Source organism: Pseudomonas azotoformans (assembly GCF_900103345.1).
GTDB lineage: Bacteria > Pseudomonadota > Gammaproteobacteria > Pseudomonadales > Pseudomonadaceae > Aquipseudomonas > Aquipseudomonas azotoformans.
On record NZ_LT629702.1, the window covers coordinates 6,087,590 to 6,103,565 of the forward strand.

Genomic DNA, 15,976 nt, shown 5'->3' on the forward strand with positions numbered 1-15,976 from the left:
ATGAAAATATTCTATAGTTCAAAAGAAAATACGTTTTTCAATGAGGTTTTTCATGGTCCTCGCACTATCGAAGTGCCCGATCCTGAATGGCGCCGACCGATCGTGAAGATTCCCGATCCTGATTGGATTCGCCCAAGTAATGAAGTCCCTACCCTCGCGTGGGGTGGCGAATCGCAACCTGAAACTACCTTGGGACTGGACGTGGATGCTTTAGCCCCGATGATTGATGTGCCGGACAGCGGTGCCTCGGCACCTTTGATTGTTGTCCCTAACCCGCAGTGTTTGCTTCCTCCCGAGGCTGAGCTTGTTGAAATCTCTCAAGCTGAGCATGCCGAAATATTTCGCTTGCTGGCAATGGGTGGTTCGATTCTTGTGCCCGGAAAAAAAGGTCGTCCAAGCATTGCTCCTTCACCCGAGGCTACTGCTGAAGAACTTGAAAGCCGAGAGCGTACTGCGCGCGCCCGGGCATTGCAGCTTACCGACCCGTTGATCGCGCGGCACCGTGACGAGTTGGAGGTCGAGCGCCCAACAACCCTGACTGCCGAACAGTACACGCTACTTCAGGGCTACCGACAAGACCTGCGTGATTGGCCTGAGTCGGGGCATTTCCCTCAAATCGGGTATAGGCCTGAACCGCCTACCTGGCTGGCTGAACAACTCTAATAACGGCCCTCACCGAAGGGGCGTTTTCTTTTCTGTTTCTCACTCTCTAATAACCCACTAAAACCGCGCTTGCGGTTTTTTTATGCCCGGAGATTCACCTATGGCAAACCGCCAAACCTACACCGTCCTAATCCCATTCCCCACCGGCAACGGCCATTGGTCCGCCGTCGGCGAGGAACTGGAGCTGCTGGACGTCGAAGCATCCGCCCTGCGCACCGCCGGCCGCCTGGAACTGACCAGCGTCCTCAACTCCACCCCCAAGAAGGCTGACTAACCATGGCTGAGGTTCTGAACTTCGAGCACAACGGCATCACCGTAAATGCCACCGAATCCCCCGAGGCCATGGGTGGCCTGGGCGATAACGTGATCGGCCTGGTCGGCACGGCGCCGAAGGCGCATGCATCGATCCCGAAGAACGCGCCGTTTCGCATCAACAGCTTCACCACCCAGGCGCTGCTGGACCCTACCGGTACTGAGTCGGGCACGCTGTTCCACGCCGTGTACCAGATCCTCAAAGTGGTGAAGGTGCCGGTCTATGTGGTGATCGTGGAGGAGGGCGCCACCCCGGCTGACACGATCAACAATGTGATCGGCGGTGATGAGCCGATCACCGGTCGCAAGCTCGGTCTGGCCGCACTGGCCAGCGTGCCGGAAGACCTCACCATCATCGGCGCCCCAGGCTTCACCGGCACCAAGGCCGTGGCCGGCGAGTTCGCCGAGTTCGGCAAGCGCATCAAGGCCCGTGTGGTGCTGGATGGCAAGGACGCCAGCGTCGCCGACCAGGTGACCTACAGCGGCGAACTGGGTGGGGCTGACCTGGGTTTCGACCGTTGCCTGCTGGTGCACAACATGCCATCGGTGTACTCCAAGGCGGCGAAGAAAAACGTATTCCTCGCGCCATCGTCCCTGGCCATCGCTGCACTGGCCAAGGTCAAGCAGTGGGAAAGCCCGGGTAACCAGGTGACGTTCGCCGAGGACGTTTCCCGCGTGGTCGAGTACAACATCCTCGATACCTCCACCGAAGGTGACCTGCTCAACCGCTACGGCGTGAGCTACTACGCCCGCACCATCCTGGGCGGCTTCTCGCTGCTGGGTAACCGCTCCATCACCGGCAAGTTCATCAGCTACGTCGGCCTGGAAGATGCGATCAGCCGAAAACTGGTCAAGGCCGGCCAGAAAGCCATGGCCAAGAACCTCACCAAGTCCTTCATGGACCAGGAGGTCAAGCGCATCAACGACTGGCTGCAAACCCTGGTCGCCGACGAAACCATCCCCGGCGGCAGCGTGTACCTGCACCCGGAACTCAACAGTGTCGAGAAGTACAAGAACGGCACCTGGTTCATCGTCATCGACTACGGTCGCTACGCGCCGAATGAACACATGATTTATCAACTCAATGCCCGCGATGAAATCATCGAGCAGTTCCTGGAGGACGTTCTCTAATGTTTACCAACCGAGTCAGACAGGCCATCGCGGCCACCCTTCAAGGCCTGCCGTTGTCCGCGACGGTAGAGGAATTCACTCCGCCGAAGATCGAGTTCGACATGGAACCCATGTCCGGCGGGCGCTTTATCGCCGAGGAAATGGCCAAGAGCGGCAAGGTGCTCAATGCCAAGTTGATCCTGCAAGGCGCCGGCCCGGAAATCATGCTGGCCCTGGGTGTGCGCCTGGGTGACGACATCCTGCTGAACGTGCGCGAAGCCGGCCAGGATCAGGACGGCAAGACCTATTTCACCTACCACACGGTCGGCGGCAAGCTCAAATCCCTGGAGGAAGCGAAGCTGAAAATGGGTGATAAGGCACTCACCACCCTGGAGCTGTCCTGCCGCACTTACAACCGCCTGGAAAACGGTATTCCGGTCATCGACATCGACGTACGTACCCAGAAGTTCGTGCTCAACGGCGTCGACATCCTCGGCGATGCGCGCCGCGCCGTGCTGATGCCGTAATGCCCCGGGGGCGGGCGTGCTCGCCCCCATACTTCACCAAGGAGCTGTCCCATGGCCTGGATGCCACCGCTGCATGTCCTGCTGTCCCCGATCACCGCCGACACCGGCGCGATGATCGAGCAGGTGCAACTCAAACCGCTGTACTACGCCGCGCAAAAAGACGCGCTGGCCCGGGCCGGTGATGACGAGGACGACCAGTTCTTTGAACTGGCGAAACTCGCCACCGGCCTGTCGGAAAAAGAACTCGACCAACTCAAGCGCCCGGACTACGTGAGCATTTCCCAGTACGTACACGAGATGTCGACTCTTCCTGCGTCGTTCTTCCTCGGTGAACAGGCGGAATCAACCTACGACCAGCCCGTCCAACTGTTGCTGCCTCTCGATGCAGCCGGCCGAACCCTGACCGAGCTGCCCCTGGAAATGCCCGCGCTACGCGCTACCAAAGTGATGAAAAAACTCGCCACCAACAAAGAACGCGCCGAGTTCATCACCGCTCACTGCGCCGGCCTGATGATTCCTGACCTGGCCGGCCTGACCGTGCCTGACTGGACCGAGCTGCAGGAGCGTATCGACGATTTTTTAAATCAACCGGCGGACTTCTTTCGGAGCGCGACATCGAAGTGATCCTCGATGTGGTGCCGCTGATTTACTCAGTCAATGAGATCGAGATCCTCAACTGGGACGCCGGAAAAGCATTGCGCCGCTACGACATCGCGATCACTCGCCTTGGCGTCAAACAGGAGTAAGCGGGATGCAAGACAAGTATTCGCTGGCGTATGCCACGGCCAAGGATGGCCAAGCGGTCGTCGGCAAGGACGCCGCCATTGTCAACTCAGGCGCCTTGGCACCTGAACACCTTGGTGAGGCGACACCGATACACCCGATGAGCGTGGCGCTGACTAACGCAAGCGTGCAGCTCGGTGGTCTGTCATTGTCCCTGGGGTTACTGCGCAGCAGCGTGGATGGACTGCGCGCCTCTGTATCGCGGCTTGAAGCCGTAGACGTTAACCCGTCCAGAACTGACAGGCGGACTGAGCCGAGCAGCGCCATGGAGTTCAAGTCGAGCAAGGTGGATGATCGGCGCCTGACCCGCGAAGCCTTGACGGTGCGCAACATGGAGCGCCTCGACCCGGTCGCGGCTTTTCAGCAGGCGAATGCCAGCTTTGCGTTTGGATCGAAACTTCCCCCGGAAAAATCAATAACGGGCTTGCGCGAAGAGTCGAGCAAAAGCACGGAGCGGTTGACCAAGACGCTTGAACCTGTACCGGTCCTGGGAGAAGCCACATGGCTGCGGGCCAAAACCGGCGTGTTGGACACCGTCAACAATTGGGCCAGCGATTCACCGGTCGCCGCTGAATCGCTCAAGACCGCTGAAACGGTGATGTCGTCGGTCGTTTCACCGGTGGTTTCCGAATTCTTTTCGGGCGTGGGCGAGACGATTAAAGAGCGGGTGACGGGCAATTTGGTGGATATGACGCTGGGCAAGTTGCCCGGGGTTGGCAAGTTGTTCAAGGACGGCGGTTACGATAAAGGAACGGACAAGGGTAAAGGTTGCTGCTGCCCTGGCGAGTCGCAGAGCGGCTCCCCGCGTCCCAGCATTATTCTGCCGCCGGGCTACGAGCGTGAGCGTGGACAAAGCACTTCCGGTAAAGCCCAGGGCAAGGGCTCGGGTAAAAAAAGCGGCAGGCTCGGTAATTGGTTGCGTGATGCATCCGATCGGTTGGGTAGGGCGATGTTGCCCGGCTCGCGGCTCGGGTTTCAGGCAGGAGGCTCGCTGCAGGGTGCTTTTCCTGGGGGGGCTGCCTTCGGGAGTCATCCAGGACTTACCGGCGGAACAGGCAAACATCTCGGGTTGACCGAGGCGTTGGAGCGTGGCGCAGTCGGCAGGCCCGGTGACTTTCCGGGTAACCCACGCGCACCGTTTCAGCCCATACCGCCTGCGTTGCACGCTGCGCCGTCGCCCAATTTGCCTCATGCCCCGACTTCGCGGTTGGCCGGCACCATGACCCGGCTGGAGTCGGTCGGCGCCCGTCGCCTCGGCCCGATGCGGTATGTCGACACCGCCATGGATGTGGTCGAGGGGGTGCGCAACGGCGATGCCAAAGCCGTCGGCTCCGGGCTCAGTGCCGCCGGTGGCGCCTGGGCCGGGGCCTCTGCCGGTGCGGCCATCGGCACGATGATTTTCCCCGGTGTCGGTACAGCGGTCGGCGGTGCGATAGGTGGTTTGCTTGGCAGTGAGGCCGGTAGTTGGCTCGGTGACAAGCTGTTCGGTTCAAACGACCGCCTGCCCGCGCCCGCCGACGTCAGCAAGCACCTGGACAATGCCCAGGCCGACAACCGTCAAGTCACGTTCGCCCCGCAGATCACCATCAATGCAACGGAGCAGGCCAGCTATCAACAGCTGGCGGAGTTGGTGGTGCAACAGATCGAAGCGCAATTTTCGCCGCTGTCGATGAGCGACCTGCTGGGGTCGCGACGTGATTCGGCACTGACCGATATTGGAGGGGTGTGATGCGGCAACAGATGGCATTGGGCACGTTTATTTTCGGGCTGTCTCGTGGATTCGCCTACGACACCCTGGACCGCGCCAGCACCGGCGGATGGGTCGGCCTGCCGATTATTGCCGGCAAACCCAAGTCCAGCCAGGTCGGCCAAGGGCTTGAAACGCTGACCTTCGGCGGTAAGGCTGCACGGGCAACCGGCATGGCGCGCCTGGATGAACTGCGTGCGTTGCAAGCCCTGCGTGCGCCGTTGCCGCTGGTCGATGGCGTAGGCCTCAGCTGGGGGCTGTGGACGATCAAATCGGTGAGCGAAAAACAATCCAACGTGATCGACGATGGCACCGCCATGGTTATCAATTGGTCGCTGGTATTGGAGGAGTTCGTCAATGCGTAGGGTGCGAAGTATTGCCGGTGATTCGGTGAACCTGTTGCTGTACCGCGAGCTTGGCCGCTGTGACGATGCCGCCGAGGAACTGCTGTGGCGGTTGAACCCTGGGTTGGCCGAGCAGGGCGCAGTCCTGCCGGCTGGTGTCAGTGTGATTGTGCCGGAGCTGGACAGGCAGCCCATTGCGAAGCAGCCCGTTTCGGCCTGGGATTAAGGAGCGACCATGACACTTGGATATACGCCAGTGGTGGAAATCTACGGGGCCAATGCCGCGCTGCTCAACGAACGCCTGTTGGAGTGGGAACATAGCGATACGGCCGGTCTTGTCTCAGACCATCTCAAGTTGACCCTCGATATCGAGGGCCTTGAGGGCTTGCCCGACCTGGGCGGGAAAATTGGTCTGCGCGTGGGGTATCTGGAAACCGGCCTGGTGGACAAGGGTACGTTCAAGATCACCAAGCGCACACCGTCACTGTTTCCGATGCGCCTGGCATTGGAGGCCACGGCGGCACCGTTTGACGTGGATGGGTTCAAGCAACGTCGCACCGCCAGTCACGGGCCAATCACCCTGGGCGCGTTGTTCCGTCAATTGACGGCGCGCTACGGTTATTCACCACGGGTGGCGCCTGAGCTTGAAGGCAAGCAGATTCCGCACATTGACCAGACCAACGAAAGCGACATGGCGTTGCTGACACGTTTGGCCAGACGTTTCGATGCCGTGGCCAAGCCGGTCGACGAGTTTTATGTGCTGGGCCGAAAAGGCCAGCTCACGTCGTTGTCGGGCAAGACCCTGCCGGATGTGCGGCTGTCGCTGACGCGTGACAATCGCCCGGGTGAGCACGCGTTTATCAGCGCCAAGATGTCCGAGGGCAGTCGCGCCAAATATGACGGCGCACAAGCTTCCTGGTGGGATGCGGCGGCCGGTAAGAAAAACGTGGTGCAGGTGGGTATCGAGCCCTTTAAAGAGGTCACGCAGCGTTACCAGAACGAAGCCGAAGCCCGTTCCGCTGCTGAAGGTGAGATGCGCCGTGTGAGACGTGAAGGGCTGAAGATCGAGGTGATTTGCCCTGGAAACCCCGCATTCGCTGCTGAAGGCTTGTTGCTGCTGGATGAGTCATGGCCAGGCTTCATGCAGGGGCGTTGGTCGATAAATACCGTGACCGCCAGTGGCAAGCGCAAAGACAGCTATCGCTGCACGATCAGCGCGAGCGGTTTGTCCCCCGCGGAATAAACCACGGCATTGACACCCTTCATGCTTCGTTTGAGGTTTCTGATGTGGAGGCAACATGGTCCTGTCTGAGCAACAACTCGTGAAAATCCTACCGAGCTCCCGCATCAAGGCGGGAGTTTTCATTTCTGCGCTGAACTGCGCCATGCTCCACCGTCAAATCAACACGCCACAACGCATTGCCGCCTTCCTCGCCCAAGTTGGCCACGAGTCCGGCCAACTGCGCTACGTGCGCGAATTGGGCAGTGATGCTTATTTGAGCAAGTACGACACCGGTACGTTGGCCGCGCGCCTGGGCAACACCCCCGAAGCGGACGGCGACGGCCAGAAGTACCGGGGCCGGGGTCTGATCCAGATCACCGGTCGCCGCAACTACCTGGCCTGCAGCCAGGCCCTGTTCGGCGACGATCGCCTGCTGCAACAATCCGAGCTGCTGGAGCAACCACAATGGGCCTGTGAATCCGCCGCCTGGTTCTGGCAAAGCAATGGCTTGAATGAACTCGCCGACAAGGATCAGTTCACCACCATCACCCGGCGTATCAACGGCGGGCTCAATGGCCTGGAGGACCGTTTGCAACTGTGGGCGCGGGCGAAGGCGGTGCTATGCGTTTCCTAGGTGTGCTTTGCGTATGCGTGCTGGTGACTGTTGTCTGGCAGGTGCAGGCGTGGCGATACGGGGCGCAGATTGAACGTCTGTCGGCGACACAGACCCGGGCAGCCCAGCAGCAACAGCAGGCCGAACAAGACAAGCGGCTGGCCCTTGAGCAACAGCTCAGCGCCAGCGACCAACAACATGCCCGGGAGTTGAGCGATGCCCAGCGTACTCAAGCAGCTTTGCGTGACCGCATTGCCACTGCTGATGTGCGGCTGTCAGTCCTTCTCGACGCTTCCAGTGGCTGTCCAATGCCAGCCGCCACCGCCGCCGGCAGCGTGGTTCATGCAGCCCCGCGAGCCCGACTTGACCCAGCGCATGCTCAGCGAATTATCCGCATCACCGACGACGGTGACAGCGCCCTGATTGCCTTGCGCGCCTGCCAGGCGTATGTACGCGCCGTCGCCCGTTAGCGTCTTGAGACAGTCCGTCACTTGCGCGCGCGATTGGCTCCTGTAGGGTAGGCGAACCCCCGCCCACGACTGGAGACGACCGTGAAGGAAATCACTCAACTGGCTGCCGAACTGGGTCGCCGCCTGCAGGTGCTCAATGCCCACGTCACCACGGCCGAGTCGTGCACCGGTGGCGGTATCGCGGAGGCCATCACACGGATTCCGGGGAGCTCGGCCTGGTTCGAGGCGGGGTATGTCACCTATTCCAATCGGCAGAAGACCCGGCAATTGAACGTGCCTGAAGCCTTGTTTGCAAAAGTCGGGGCGGTCAGCCAGGAAGTAGTCGAGGCAATGGTCCGTGGGGCCCAGGAAAAAAGCCTGGCGCGGTTTGCTGTTGCGGTTAGCGGTGTAGCGGGGCCAGACGGCGGTTCGCCGGATAAACCGGTCGGCACGGTATGGCTGGCGTTTGGCGTGGGGGAAGAGGTCACGGCCGAGCTTGAGCACTTCACTGGCAACCGCGACGAGGTCCGCCGACAAACGGTAAAGGCCGCGCTAGAGGGCTTGTTGCGACGAGCTGCAGCAGAAATAGAAAATCAGGGGTAGGCGATCTCCGATCTTTGTGGAACAATACTGTCTACTTATACAGGTGTTGGCCGACCAGGCCTTATTGATTACGTGAGGACTTTAATGGACGACAACAAGAAGAAAGCCTTGGCTGCGGCCCTGGGTCAGATCGAACGTCAATTCGGCAAGGGTGCCGTAATGCGTATGGGCGATCACGACCGTCAGGCGATCCCGGCTATTTCCACTGGCTCTCTGGGTCTGGACATCGCACTCGGCATTGGCGGCCTGCCAAAAGGCCGTATCGTTGAAATCTACGGTCCTGAATCTTCCGGTAAAACCACCCTGACCCTGTCGGTGATTGCCCAGGCACAGAAAATGGGCGCCACCTGCGCGTTCGTCGATGCCGAGCACGCCCTGGACCCTGAATACGCCGGCAAGCTGGGCGTCAACGTCGACGACCTGCTGGTCTCCCAGCCGGACACCGGTGAGCAGGCCCTGGAAATCACCGACATGCTGGTGCGCTCCAACGCCATCGACGTGATCGTGGTCGACTCCGTCGCAGCCCTGGTACCCAAGGCTGAAATCGAAGGCGAGATGGGTGACATGCACGTGGGCCTGCAAGCTCGTCTGATGTCCCAGGCGCTGCGTAAAATCACCGGTAACATCAAGAACGCCAACTGCCTGGTGATCTTCATCAACCAGATCCGTATGAAGATCGGCGTGATGTTCGGCAGCCCGGAAACCACCACCGGTGGTAACGCGCTGAAGTTCTACGCTTCGGTCCGTCTGGATATCCGCCGTACCGGCGCGGTGAAAGAAGGTGATGAGGTTGTTGGTAGCGAAACCCGCGTCAAAGTCGTGAAGAACAAAGTGGCCCCGCCTTTCCGTCAGGCCGAGTTCCAGATTCTCTACGGCAAGGGTATCTACCTGAACGGCGAGATGATCGACTTGGGCGTACTGCACGGTTTCGTCGAGAAATCCGGTGCATGGTATGCCTACAACGGCAGCAAGATCGGCCAAGGCAAGGCCAACTCGGCCAAGTTCCTGGCGGATAACCCGGACATCGCCGCCACGTTGGAGAAGCAGATCCGCGACAAGCTGCTGACCGCAGCGCCAGACGTGAAAGCTGCCGCCAACCGCGAGCCGGTTGAAGAAGTGGAAGAAGCTGACACTGACATCTGAAGCAAACGATGACTGTTGTACTGGATACACTCGTCGCCGTTCGGCGCACCGCAATGGACCTGCTCGCTCGCCGCGAGCATGGTCGAGTCGAGCTGACGCGTAAACTGCGTCAGCGCGGCGCGGAGCCCGAGATGATCGAAACCGCCCTCGATCGCTTGACGGAAGAGGGGCTGCTTTCCGAATCCCGTTACCTTGAAAGTTTTGTCTCCTATCGAGCCCGATCAGGCTACGGCCCGGCGCGTATTCGCGAAGAGCTGAGCCAGCGTGGCCTGCAGCGAGCTGATATCGACCTTGCCCTACGTGAGTGTGGCATCAGTTGGCAGGCGCAGTTGGAAGACACCTGGCGACGCAAGTTCTCTGGCCATCTTCCGATTGATGCCAGGGAGCGTGCGAAGCAAGGTCGTTTCCTGAGTTATCGCGGGTTTTCGATGGAGATGATCAGTCGCTTGTTGAGCGGTCGGGATATGGACGACTAAACATGTTGCTGTGGTGAGCAGGCTTGTTGTGGTGAGCGGGCTTGCCCCGCGTTGGGCTGCGAAGCAGCCCCAAATGCCTCCCCTCCGCTCCATCTGAAGCACTACCTGAAACACCACCCAAAAGACCCACTATGAAAATAGTGGGTCTTTTTTTTGCCTTCAAAAAATCACGCCGGCTCCGGCGCTACCCGCTGCTGCACCTTCCCCTGAGCCTGCGCCCAGTTCTCCGGCAAGTTGATGTAATCCACCAACTCCCGCAGCCGGCCCTGATCGCGGCCATTGAAGTTGAACACCAGCCGCGTCAAATGACTGAAACGCGGTTCATCGTGCTCTTCGCCGGTGTAAGCCAGTTGCTGGAACTCCCCACTCAAACGCAGGCTGGCAAATTCGCTCTGCAAGTGGGCCAATGCCCCATCGCTGAGCGGGTGATGCATGCGCACTACAAACTCACGCTTCAACCAACGGGTGGAGTGGAAGTTGGCATAAAACTGGTTGATCTCTTCCACTGCCTCTTCGGCGCTGTACACCAGGCGTATCAGCTTGAGATCGGTAGGCAGGATGTAGCGATTGGCTTCAAGCTGGTTGCGGATAAAATCCAGGGCGCCTTGCCAGAACCCGCCGCCTGGTGCGTCCAGTAACACCACTGGCACCAGTGGGCTCTTGCCGGTCTGGATCAGGGTCAGCACTTCCAGCGCTTCATCCAGGGTGCCGAAACCGCCTGGGCACAGCACCAGCGCATCTGCCTCCTTGACGAAGAACAGCTTGCGGGTAAAGAAAAAGTGGAAGGACAGCAGGTTATCGGTGCCATCGATAGTCGGGTTGGCGTGCTGTTCAAACGGCAGGGTGATATTGAACCCCAGGCTGTGTTCCAGGCCCGCGCCTTCGTGGGCGGCCGCCATGATGCCGCCGCCGCCGCCGGTGATCACCATCAGGTCAGAACGTGCCAGCGCTGCGCCGACTTCGCGGGCCAGGGCGTACAGCGGGCTTTCCACCGGAGTGCGCGCTGAGCCGAATACCGTTACTTTGCGGCGGCCCTTGAACTGTTCGAGCACGCGGAAGGCATTGTCCAGTTCACGGATGGCTTGCAGGGTGATCTTGGCGTTCCAGCGATTGCGGTCGTCCTGGGCCATGCGCAGCACGGTGAGGATCATGTCGCGATACAGGGGAATATTCGGGCTGTTGGGAGCGATCAGCTGGAGTTGGGCGTCGACCTGCTGCGTAAGGTCAGCACCGTTTTCTTCAAAGTGCCGAAGCAGGCGGTCATTCGGTTCGTAAGGCATTCAACTTCTCCTTATTGCAGGGCCCGGGTGGCCGACGAGCCGTTCGCCGGAGGCGACGACACTGCATGTGTCGTTGCTTGCCGCAGGGGGCAACCTTCTTTTGCCCTGAAAATGTTACAGAACAGCATGAAAAGTGCTGTGAGTGAATGGTCGGGATGACTTGATCATGGGCCGCAAAACCCTTGGCTGGCAACCGCTTATTGGTCACTCGTCAGGGAGTTTAGCTGTTGGCAGGATGTTGAAGCGGGGGAGTGCGCGCCACCGGGCGGCAGCGCGCGAAGGTCACGTTGTTACTTTTTCTTTTTTGCCGCCGCCGGTGCCGGGCAATCCGCTTCGATGAACTTCACCGAGGCCACAGGACGGTTGGTCTTGTTCTCGGTGATTTCGTAGCGCATCACTGCGCCCTTGGCCATCAGTTCGCGGTAGCCCTTGTTCAGACACACGCTCTGGCCCAGCTGGAAATACACTGCCTTGGGGTTGGCGCGCATCTGTTCGGCGCGGTCAGGCAGGACACTCAGGTGATCGATCAGTTGCATGCCTTCCACGGTGTAGGCCACTTCCAGGGTCTTTTCGTCGATTTCCCGGGGCAGGTCCTTGTTGCTTTCGGCCGCGACGCTTTGCAGCTTGCGGTTCATTTGGGCCTCCAGCAGCGAGGCCGCCTGGGCGCACACGGGCAATACCAGCGCGAGGGCGACGGATGGGGCGACAAAACGCAGCATGGAACGCAGCATGAAACTCTCCTGATTCGGTTACTGGTGCATAGACCAGCCACTGCGCTGTGCGTTCAGTGGCGCGCAATTATAGGTGAGCCGTTGCCACTACAGCCAGGCGTATCGCTGGTAAACTGCAGCCACTTTCGCCTTCCACGAGTTTTCACCGTGTCGATTTACCCGTCCCAACGGCACAGCCGATGAGCCACGCCGTTTCCCGCCTGCGCACCCAGCGCCTGGCACGTGCCGTGCGGCCGTTCCTCAATCGTGGCTCGCGTGCCGAGCGTTGCCCCGGCTGCCGGGTCATCCCCGAATACTGCCTATGCGCCTGGCGACCCCAGGTCGAAGCGCGCTCCGCCATGTGCCTGCTGATGCACGACGTTGAGCCGATGAAGCCCAGCAACACCGGTTGGTTGATCGCCGACGTCATCAAGGACACCACTGCATTCGCCTGGTCGCGCACTGAGGTCGACCCTGAACTCCTCACCTTGCTGGCCGATCCGCAGTGGCAGCCCTACATTGTGTTCCCCGGCGAATTCGTCGTGCCCGAGCGCGTTGTGAGTGAAGTGAAGGTGGAGGAGGGCAAGCGCCCGCTGTTCATCCTGCTGGATGGCACTTGGAGTGAAGCGCGCAAGATGTTCCGCAAAAGCCCCTACCTGGAACATTTGCCGGTGCTCAGCCTGGCGCCGGAACAGCTGTCGCGCTACAAACTGCGCCGTTCCAAGCGCGACGACCACTTCTGCACCGCCGAAGTCGCTGCTCTGTGCCTGGAACTGGCCGATGATGCAGTCGCCAGCGAAGTCCTGGACGCTTACCTGGATGTATTCAGCACCCATTACCTGGCCGCCAAGTTCCAGATGCCGCTGGATCCGACGGACACTGTGCATACGCGCCTTGCGCCCTATATTCCGACGGCATAACCAGACGACGTTTGCATGATGGCACCACGCACCTGCAACCCGCTAAAATGCCCACGGGCGTAGCGCTTGACCCTCCAGACTACGCTGGGCATGCTGGGCGCCGATCAGGGCACCCCTAAAAACAGGATCATTTAATCAATGGCCACATACGAAATCCTGATAGCCGATGACCACCCGCTGTTTCGCAGTGCGCTGCACCAGGCCGTGACCCTGGGCCTTGGCCCGGACGTGCGCCTGGTCGAAGTGGCCAGCATTGCCGAGTTGGAAGCCCGCCTCACCGAAAAGTCCGACTGGGACCTGGTGCTGCTCGACCTGAACATGCCGGGCGCCTACGGTTTTTCCGGGTTGGTGCTGTTGCGCGGCCAATACCCGCAGATCCCTGTGGTGATGGTCTCGGCCCAGGAAGAGGCCGACGTGGTCGTGCGCTCCAAGGAGTTCGGCGCCAGCGGTTTCATTCCCAAGTCCAGCGCGATGGAAGATATCCAGAAAGCCGTGCGCACCGTGCTCGATGGTGATGTGTCCTGGCCGCCGCAGGCATTTGAAGAAATCAACGTGTCTGACGAAGCCAAGGCCGCTCGTGATGGCCTTGCCAGCTTGACGCCCCAGCAGTTCCGGGTGCTCACCATGGTCTGCGAAGGCCTGTTGAACAAGCAGATTGCCTACGAATTGAGTGTGTCGGAAGCGACGATCAAGGCCCATGTGACGGCGATCTTCCGCAAGCTGGGCGTACGCACACGCACCCAGGCGGCGCTGCTCTTGCAACAACTTGAGTCAATTTCGCAGCACTAAGCTGTTACCGATTCACGCTTTTTTGACTTTGCGTGATCTAGTTTCCCCACTCCTTTGGTTCAGTTGCCTATATCTATGTCGCCTTTCAAGGGTCAAACCGGTATCAAACGTATCTTCAATGCTGGGGGATATTCCCTAGATGGCCTGCGCGCGGCGTTCACCGGCGAGGCGGCGTTCCGTCAGTTGGTGTTGCTCAACGTGATCCTGATCCCGGTAAGCTTCTTCCTGAATGTCAGCCGGGTCGAACGAGCCCTGTTGATCGCTGTATGCCTGCTGGCGCTGATCGTCGAGTTGCTTAACTCGGCAGTGGAGGCGGCGATCGACCGCATCTCCCTGGACCGCCACCCGCTGTCGAAAAACGCCAAGGACATGGGCAGCGCCGCACAATTCGTGGCGCTGACCATGATCACCCTGGTGTGGGCCGTGATCCTGATCTAAGCCTCAGGCAATGTTCGGCAGTACGATCTCGTCGCTGCGCTGAACCCCGGCGGTGAAGGCGCGGCACAGTTCGAGGAACTCGCGCATCGCCGAGGTCTGGTACTTCTGTTTATGCCAGATGAAGTAGAACTGCCGAGCCAGGTCCAGGTCCGGGGTTTCCACCGGCACCAGGCTGCCGCGGCGGAACGCGTCGCGCAGCGCCAGGCGCGAAATGCAGCCAATCCCCAGTCCCGATTCCACCGCGCGCTTGATCGCCTCAGTGTGTTCCAGCTCGAGGCGGATATTCAGCGCGCTACGGTGATGGCGCATGGCTTGGTCGAAGGTCAAGCGTGTGCCCGAGCCTTGCTCTCGCAGGATCCAGGCCTCGTGGGTCAACTCATCCATGCTCGCCACGCCACGCTTGGCCAGGTGATGCTGCGGTGCGCAAAACACCACCAGTTCGTCTTCCACCCAGGTTTGCACCTCGATATCCGGGTGGCTGCAGTCGCCTTCGATTAGACCCAGGTCAATTTCGTAGTGCGCCACCTGGTGCACGATATGGGCAGTGTTCTGCACATGCAGTTTCACCTGGCTCTCGGGGTGCTGCTGCATGAAGCTGCCGATCAGCAGAGTGGCCAGGTAGTTGCCGATGGTGAGAGTGGCGCCGACCGCCAGGGAGCCGAAGCCGGATTTGCCGTTGAGCAGGTCTTCGATCTCCTTGGCCTGGTCCAGCAGCGCTACCGCCTGGGGTAATAGCTGGTGGCCGAGCGCGTTGAGGCTCAGGCGTTTGCCCGCACGGTCGAATAACTGGCAGCTGGATTGACGCTCCAGCTCGGTGATGGAGGTGCTGGCGGCGGATTGAGATAAGGCCAGAAGGCCAGCAGCGCGGGAGACGCTTTCCTGCTGGGCGACGGCGACGAAGACTTGCAGTTGACGGAGAGTAAATCGCATATCGATATAACCGATAACCCTTATCTTAATAATTCAGTTAACAGATATTGTCTCCGCCATTAGAATGCTGTGCAATTGCGCAACTACATTTGGCGCAGACCCATTCCCAGGAGTCCCCCGTACATGAGCAACATGAACCACGAGCGTGTCCTCAGTGTTCATCACTGGAACGACACTCTGTTCAGCTTCAAGTGCACCCGCGATCCGGGCCTGCGCTTCGAGAACGGTCAGTTCGTGATGATCGGCCTGCAACAGCCCAACGGCCGCCCGCTCATGCGCGCTTACTCCATTGCCAGCCCGAACTGGGAAGAGCATCTGGAGTTCTTCAGCATCAAGGTGCCGGATGGCCCGCTGACTTCCCAATTGCAGCATTTGAAGGAAGGCGACGAGATCATCATCAGCAAAAAGCCGACAGGCACCCTGGTGCTTGACGATTTGAAGCCGGGCAAACACCTTTACCTGCTCAGCACCGGTACGGGCCTTGCTCCGTTCATGAGTGTGATCCAGGACCCGGAAACCTACGAGCGTTTCGAAAAGGTGATCCTGTGCCACGGCGTGCGTTACGTCAACGAGGTCGCCTACCGCGAATTCATCACCGAGCACCTGCCGCAGAACGAATTCTTCGGCGAGGCTCTGCGTGACAAGCTGATCTACTATCCGACCGTGACCCGCGAGCCGTTCGAAAACGAAGGCCGCCTGACCGACCTGATGCGCAGCGGCAAGCTGTTCAGCGACATCGGCCTGCCACCGATCAACCCCGAGGACGACCGCGCCATGCTGTGCGGCAGCCCAAGCATGTTGGATGAAACCAGCGAAGTGCTGAACAGCTTCGGCCTGAAGGTTTCGCCACGCATGCGTGAGCCGGGTGATTACCTGATCGAGCGCGCGTTCGTCGAGAAGTAAGATAGCCGGGCCAT

The 15,976-nt window shown here is 60.0% G+C and carries 22 protein-coding genes; 19 read left to right on the plus strand and 3 right to left on the minus strand.

Annotation, left to right across the window (positions count from 1 at the left end; genetic code table 11):
* The 15 genes from BLR69_RS31270 to recX all read left to right on the plus strand — a co-directional run bounded on the left by BLR69_RS31270 (window position 1) and on the right by recX (window position 9,992).
* Window positions 1–663: a hypothetical protein gene (locus BLR69_RS31270; protein ID WP_071492664.1), complete on the plus strand. Its 663-nt coding sequence runs from the start codon at window positions 1–3 to the stop codon at window positions 661–663.
* A 100-nt stretch (window positions 664–763) separates the two neighbouring features.
* The gene (locus BLR69_RS30985; RefSeq protein WP_166794324.1) at window positions 764–937 is read left to right on the plus strand and encodes a hypothetical protein; all 174 of its coding nucleotides are present in this window, start codon (window positions 764–766) and stop codon (window positions 935–937) included.
* 2 nt (window positions 938–939) lie between these two features.
* Window positions 940–2,106 carry a phage tail sheath protein gene (locus tag BLR69_RS27570; RefSeq protein ID WP_071492663.1) on the plus strand — a complete coding sequence of 389 codons (1,167 nt, stop codon included), beginning with the start codon at window positions 940–942 and terminating at the stop codon, window positions 2,104–2,106.
* Entirely contained in the window at window positions 2,106–2,612 is a 507-nt protein-coding gene (locus BLR69_RS27575; RefSeq protein ID WP_071492662.1) for a phage major tail tube protein, read from the plus strand. The genes BLR69_RS27570 and BLR69_RS27575 overlap by 1 nt, the downstream gene beginning before the upstream one ends.
* A gap of 51 nt (window positions 2,613–2,663) precedes the next feature.
* Window positions 2,664–3,236 carry a phage tail assembly protein gene (locus BLR69_RS27580; protein ID WP_071492661.1) on the plus strand — a complete coding sequence of 191 codons (573 nt, stop codon included), beginning with the start codon at window positions 2,664–2,666 and terminating at the stop codon, window positions 3,234–3,236.
* Window positions 3,233–3,358, plus strand: coding sequence for a hypothetical protein (locus tag BLR69_RS31330; RefSeq protein WP_255337130.1), 126 nt, complete (start codon window positions 3,233–3,235; stop codon window positions 3,356–3,358). The genes BLR69_RS27580 and BLR69_RS31330 overlap by 4 nt, the downstream gene beginning before the upstream one ends.
* Before the next feature lie 5 nt (window positions 3,359–3,363).
* Entirely contained in the window at window positions 3,364–5,124 is a 1,761-nt protein-coding gene (locus BLR69_RS31275; protein ID WP_071492660.1) for a hypothetical protein, read from the plus strand.
* On the plus strand, window positions 5,124–5,507 hold the full coding sequence (locus BLR69_RS27590; RefSeq protein ID WP_071492659.1) for a phage tail protein: 384 nt from the start codon (window positions 5,124–5,126) through the stop codon (window positions 5,505–5,507). Before BLR69_RS31275 ends, BLR69_RS27590 begins: the two co-directional genes overlap by 1 nt.
* Entirely contained in the window at window positions 5,500–5,712 is a 213-nt protein-coding gene (locus BLR69_RS27595; protein ID WP_071492658.1) for a tail protein X, read from the plus strand. Before BLR69_RS27590 ends, BLR69_RS27595 begins: the two co-directional genes overlap by 8 nt.
* 9 nt (window positions 5,713–5,721) lie before the next feature.
* On the plus strand, window positions 5,722–6,729 hold the full coding sequence (locus tag BLR69_RS27600) for a contractile injection system protein, VgrG/Pvc8 family (protein ID WP_071492657.1): 1,008 nt from the start codon (window positions 5,722–5,724) through the stop codon (window positions 6,727–6,729).
* 55 nt (window positions 6,730–6,784) lie between these two features.
* Window positions 6,785–7,342: a glycoside hydrolase family 19 protein gene (locus BLR69_RS27605; RefSeq protein ID WP_071492656.1), complete on the plus strand. Its 558-nt coding sequence runs from the start codon at window positions 6,785–6,787 to the stop codon at window positions 7,340–7,342.
* On the plus strand, window positions 7,330–7,791 hold the full coding sequence (locus BLR69_RS27610) for a lysis system i-spanin subunit Rz (protein ID WP_076955271.1): 462 nt from the start codon (window positions 7,330–7,332) through the stop codon (window positions 7,789–7,791). Before BLR69_RS27605 ends, BLR69_RS27610 begins: the two co-directional genes overlap by 13 nt.
* Before the next feature lie 81 nt (window positions 7,792–7,872).
* Complete coding sequence (locus BLR69_RS27615) at window positions 7,873–8,373, plus strand: CinA family protein (RefSeq protein ID WP_071492653.1); 501 nt, start codon at window positions 7,873–7,875, stop codon at window positions 8,371–8,373.
* Between the two features lie 84 nt (window positions 8,374–8,457).
* On the plus strand, window positions 8,458–9,516 hold the full coding sequence (gene recA, locus BLR69_RS27620; protein WP_003189042.1) for a recombinase RecA: 1,059 nt from the start codon (window positions 8,458–8,460) through the stop codon (window positions 9,514–9,516).
* Between the two features lie 8 nt (window positions 9,517–9,524).
* Window positions 9,525–9,992, plus strand: a complete 468-nt coding sequence (recX, locus tag BLR69_RS27625) for a recombination regulator RecX (RefSeq protein WP_012722522.1) — start codon at window positions 9,525–9,527, stop codon at window positions 9,990–9,992.
* A gap of 167 nt (window positions 9,993–10,159) precedes the next feature.
* Here the strand turns inward: recX and BLR69_RS27630 are convergent, their stop codons facing one another.
* Together BLR69_RS27630 and BLR69_RS27635 are read right to left on the minus strand one after the other, a co-directional pair.
* On the minus strand, window positions 10,160–11,272 hold the full coding sequence (locus tag BLR69_RS27630; protein ID WP_071492652.1) for an LOG family protein: 1,113 nt from the start codon (window positions 11,270–11,272) through the stop codon (window positions 10,160–10,162).
* Between the two features lie 290 nt (window positions 11,273–11,562).
* Window positions 11,563–12,003, minus strand: coding sequence for a PA3611 family quorum-sensing-regulated virulence factor (locus BLR69_RS27635; protein ID WP_058423758.1), 441 nt, complete (start codon window positions 12,001–12,003; stop codon window positions 11,563–11,565).
* Window positions 12,004–12,182: 179 nt separating this feature from the next.
* Between BLR69_RS27635 and BLR69_RS27640 the strand changes: the two genes are divergently transcribed.
* The 3 genes from BLR69_RS27640 (at window position 12,183) to BLR69_RS27650 (ending at window position 14,129) form a co-directional block, all read left to right on the plus strand.
* The gene (locus tag BLR69_RS27640) at window positions 12,183–12,902 is read left to right on the plus strand and encodes a tRNA-uridine aminocarboxypropyltransferase (protein WP_071492651.1); all 720 of its coding nucleotides are present in this window, start codon (window positions 12,183–12,185) and stop codon (window positions 12,900–12,902) included.
* A 138-nt stretch (window positions 12,903–13,040) separates the two neighbouring features.
* Entirely contained in the window at window positions 13,041–13,691 is a 651-nt protein-coding gene (gene erdR / locus BLR69_RS27645) for a response regulator transcription factor ErdR (protein WP_003189050.1), read from the plus strand.
* 69 nt (window positions 13,692–13,760) lie between these two features.
* Complete coding sequence (locus tag BLR69_RS27650) at window positions 13,761–14,129, plus strand: diacylglycerol kinase (protein WP_172832168.1); 369 nt, start codon at window positions 13,761–13,763, stop codon at window positions 14,127–14,129.
* Window positions 14,130–14,132: 3 nt separating this feature from the next.
* Here BLR69_RS27650 and BLR69_RS27655 read toward each other — a convergent pair whose 3' ends face one another.
* Window positions 14,133–15,059: a LysR family transcriptional regulator gene (locus tag BLR69_RS27655; protein WP_071492650.1), complete on the minus strand. Its 927-nt coding sequence runs from the start codon at window positions 15,057–15,059 to the stop codon at window positions 14,133–14,135.
* A 123-nt stretch (window positions 15,060–15,182) separates the two neighbouring features.
* Here BLR69_RS27655 and fpr point away from each other — a divergent pair, with 123 nt between their 5' ends.
* Window positions 15,183–15,962, plus strand: a complete 780-nt coding sequence (fpr, locus tag BLR69_RS27660; protein ID WP_003189055.1) for a ferredoxin-NADP reductase — start codon at window positions 15,183–15,185, stop codon at window positions 15,960–15,962.
* The last annotated feature ends 14 nt before the right edge of the window (window positions 15,963–15,976 follow it).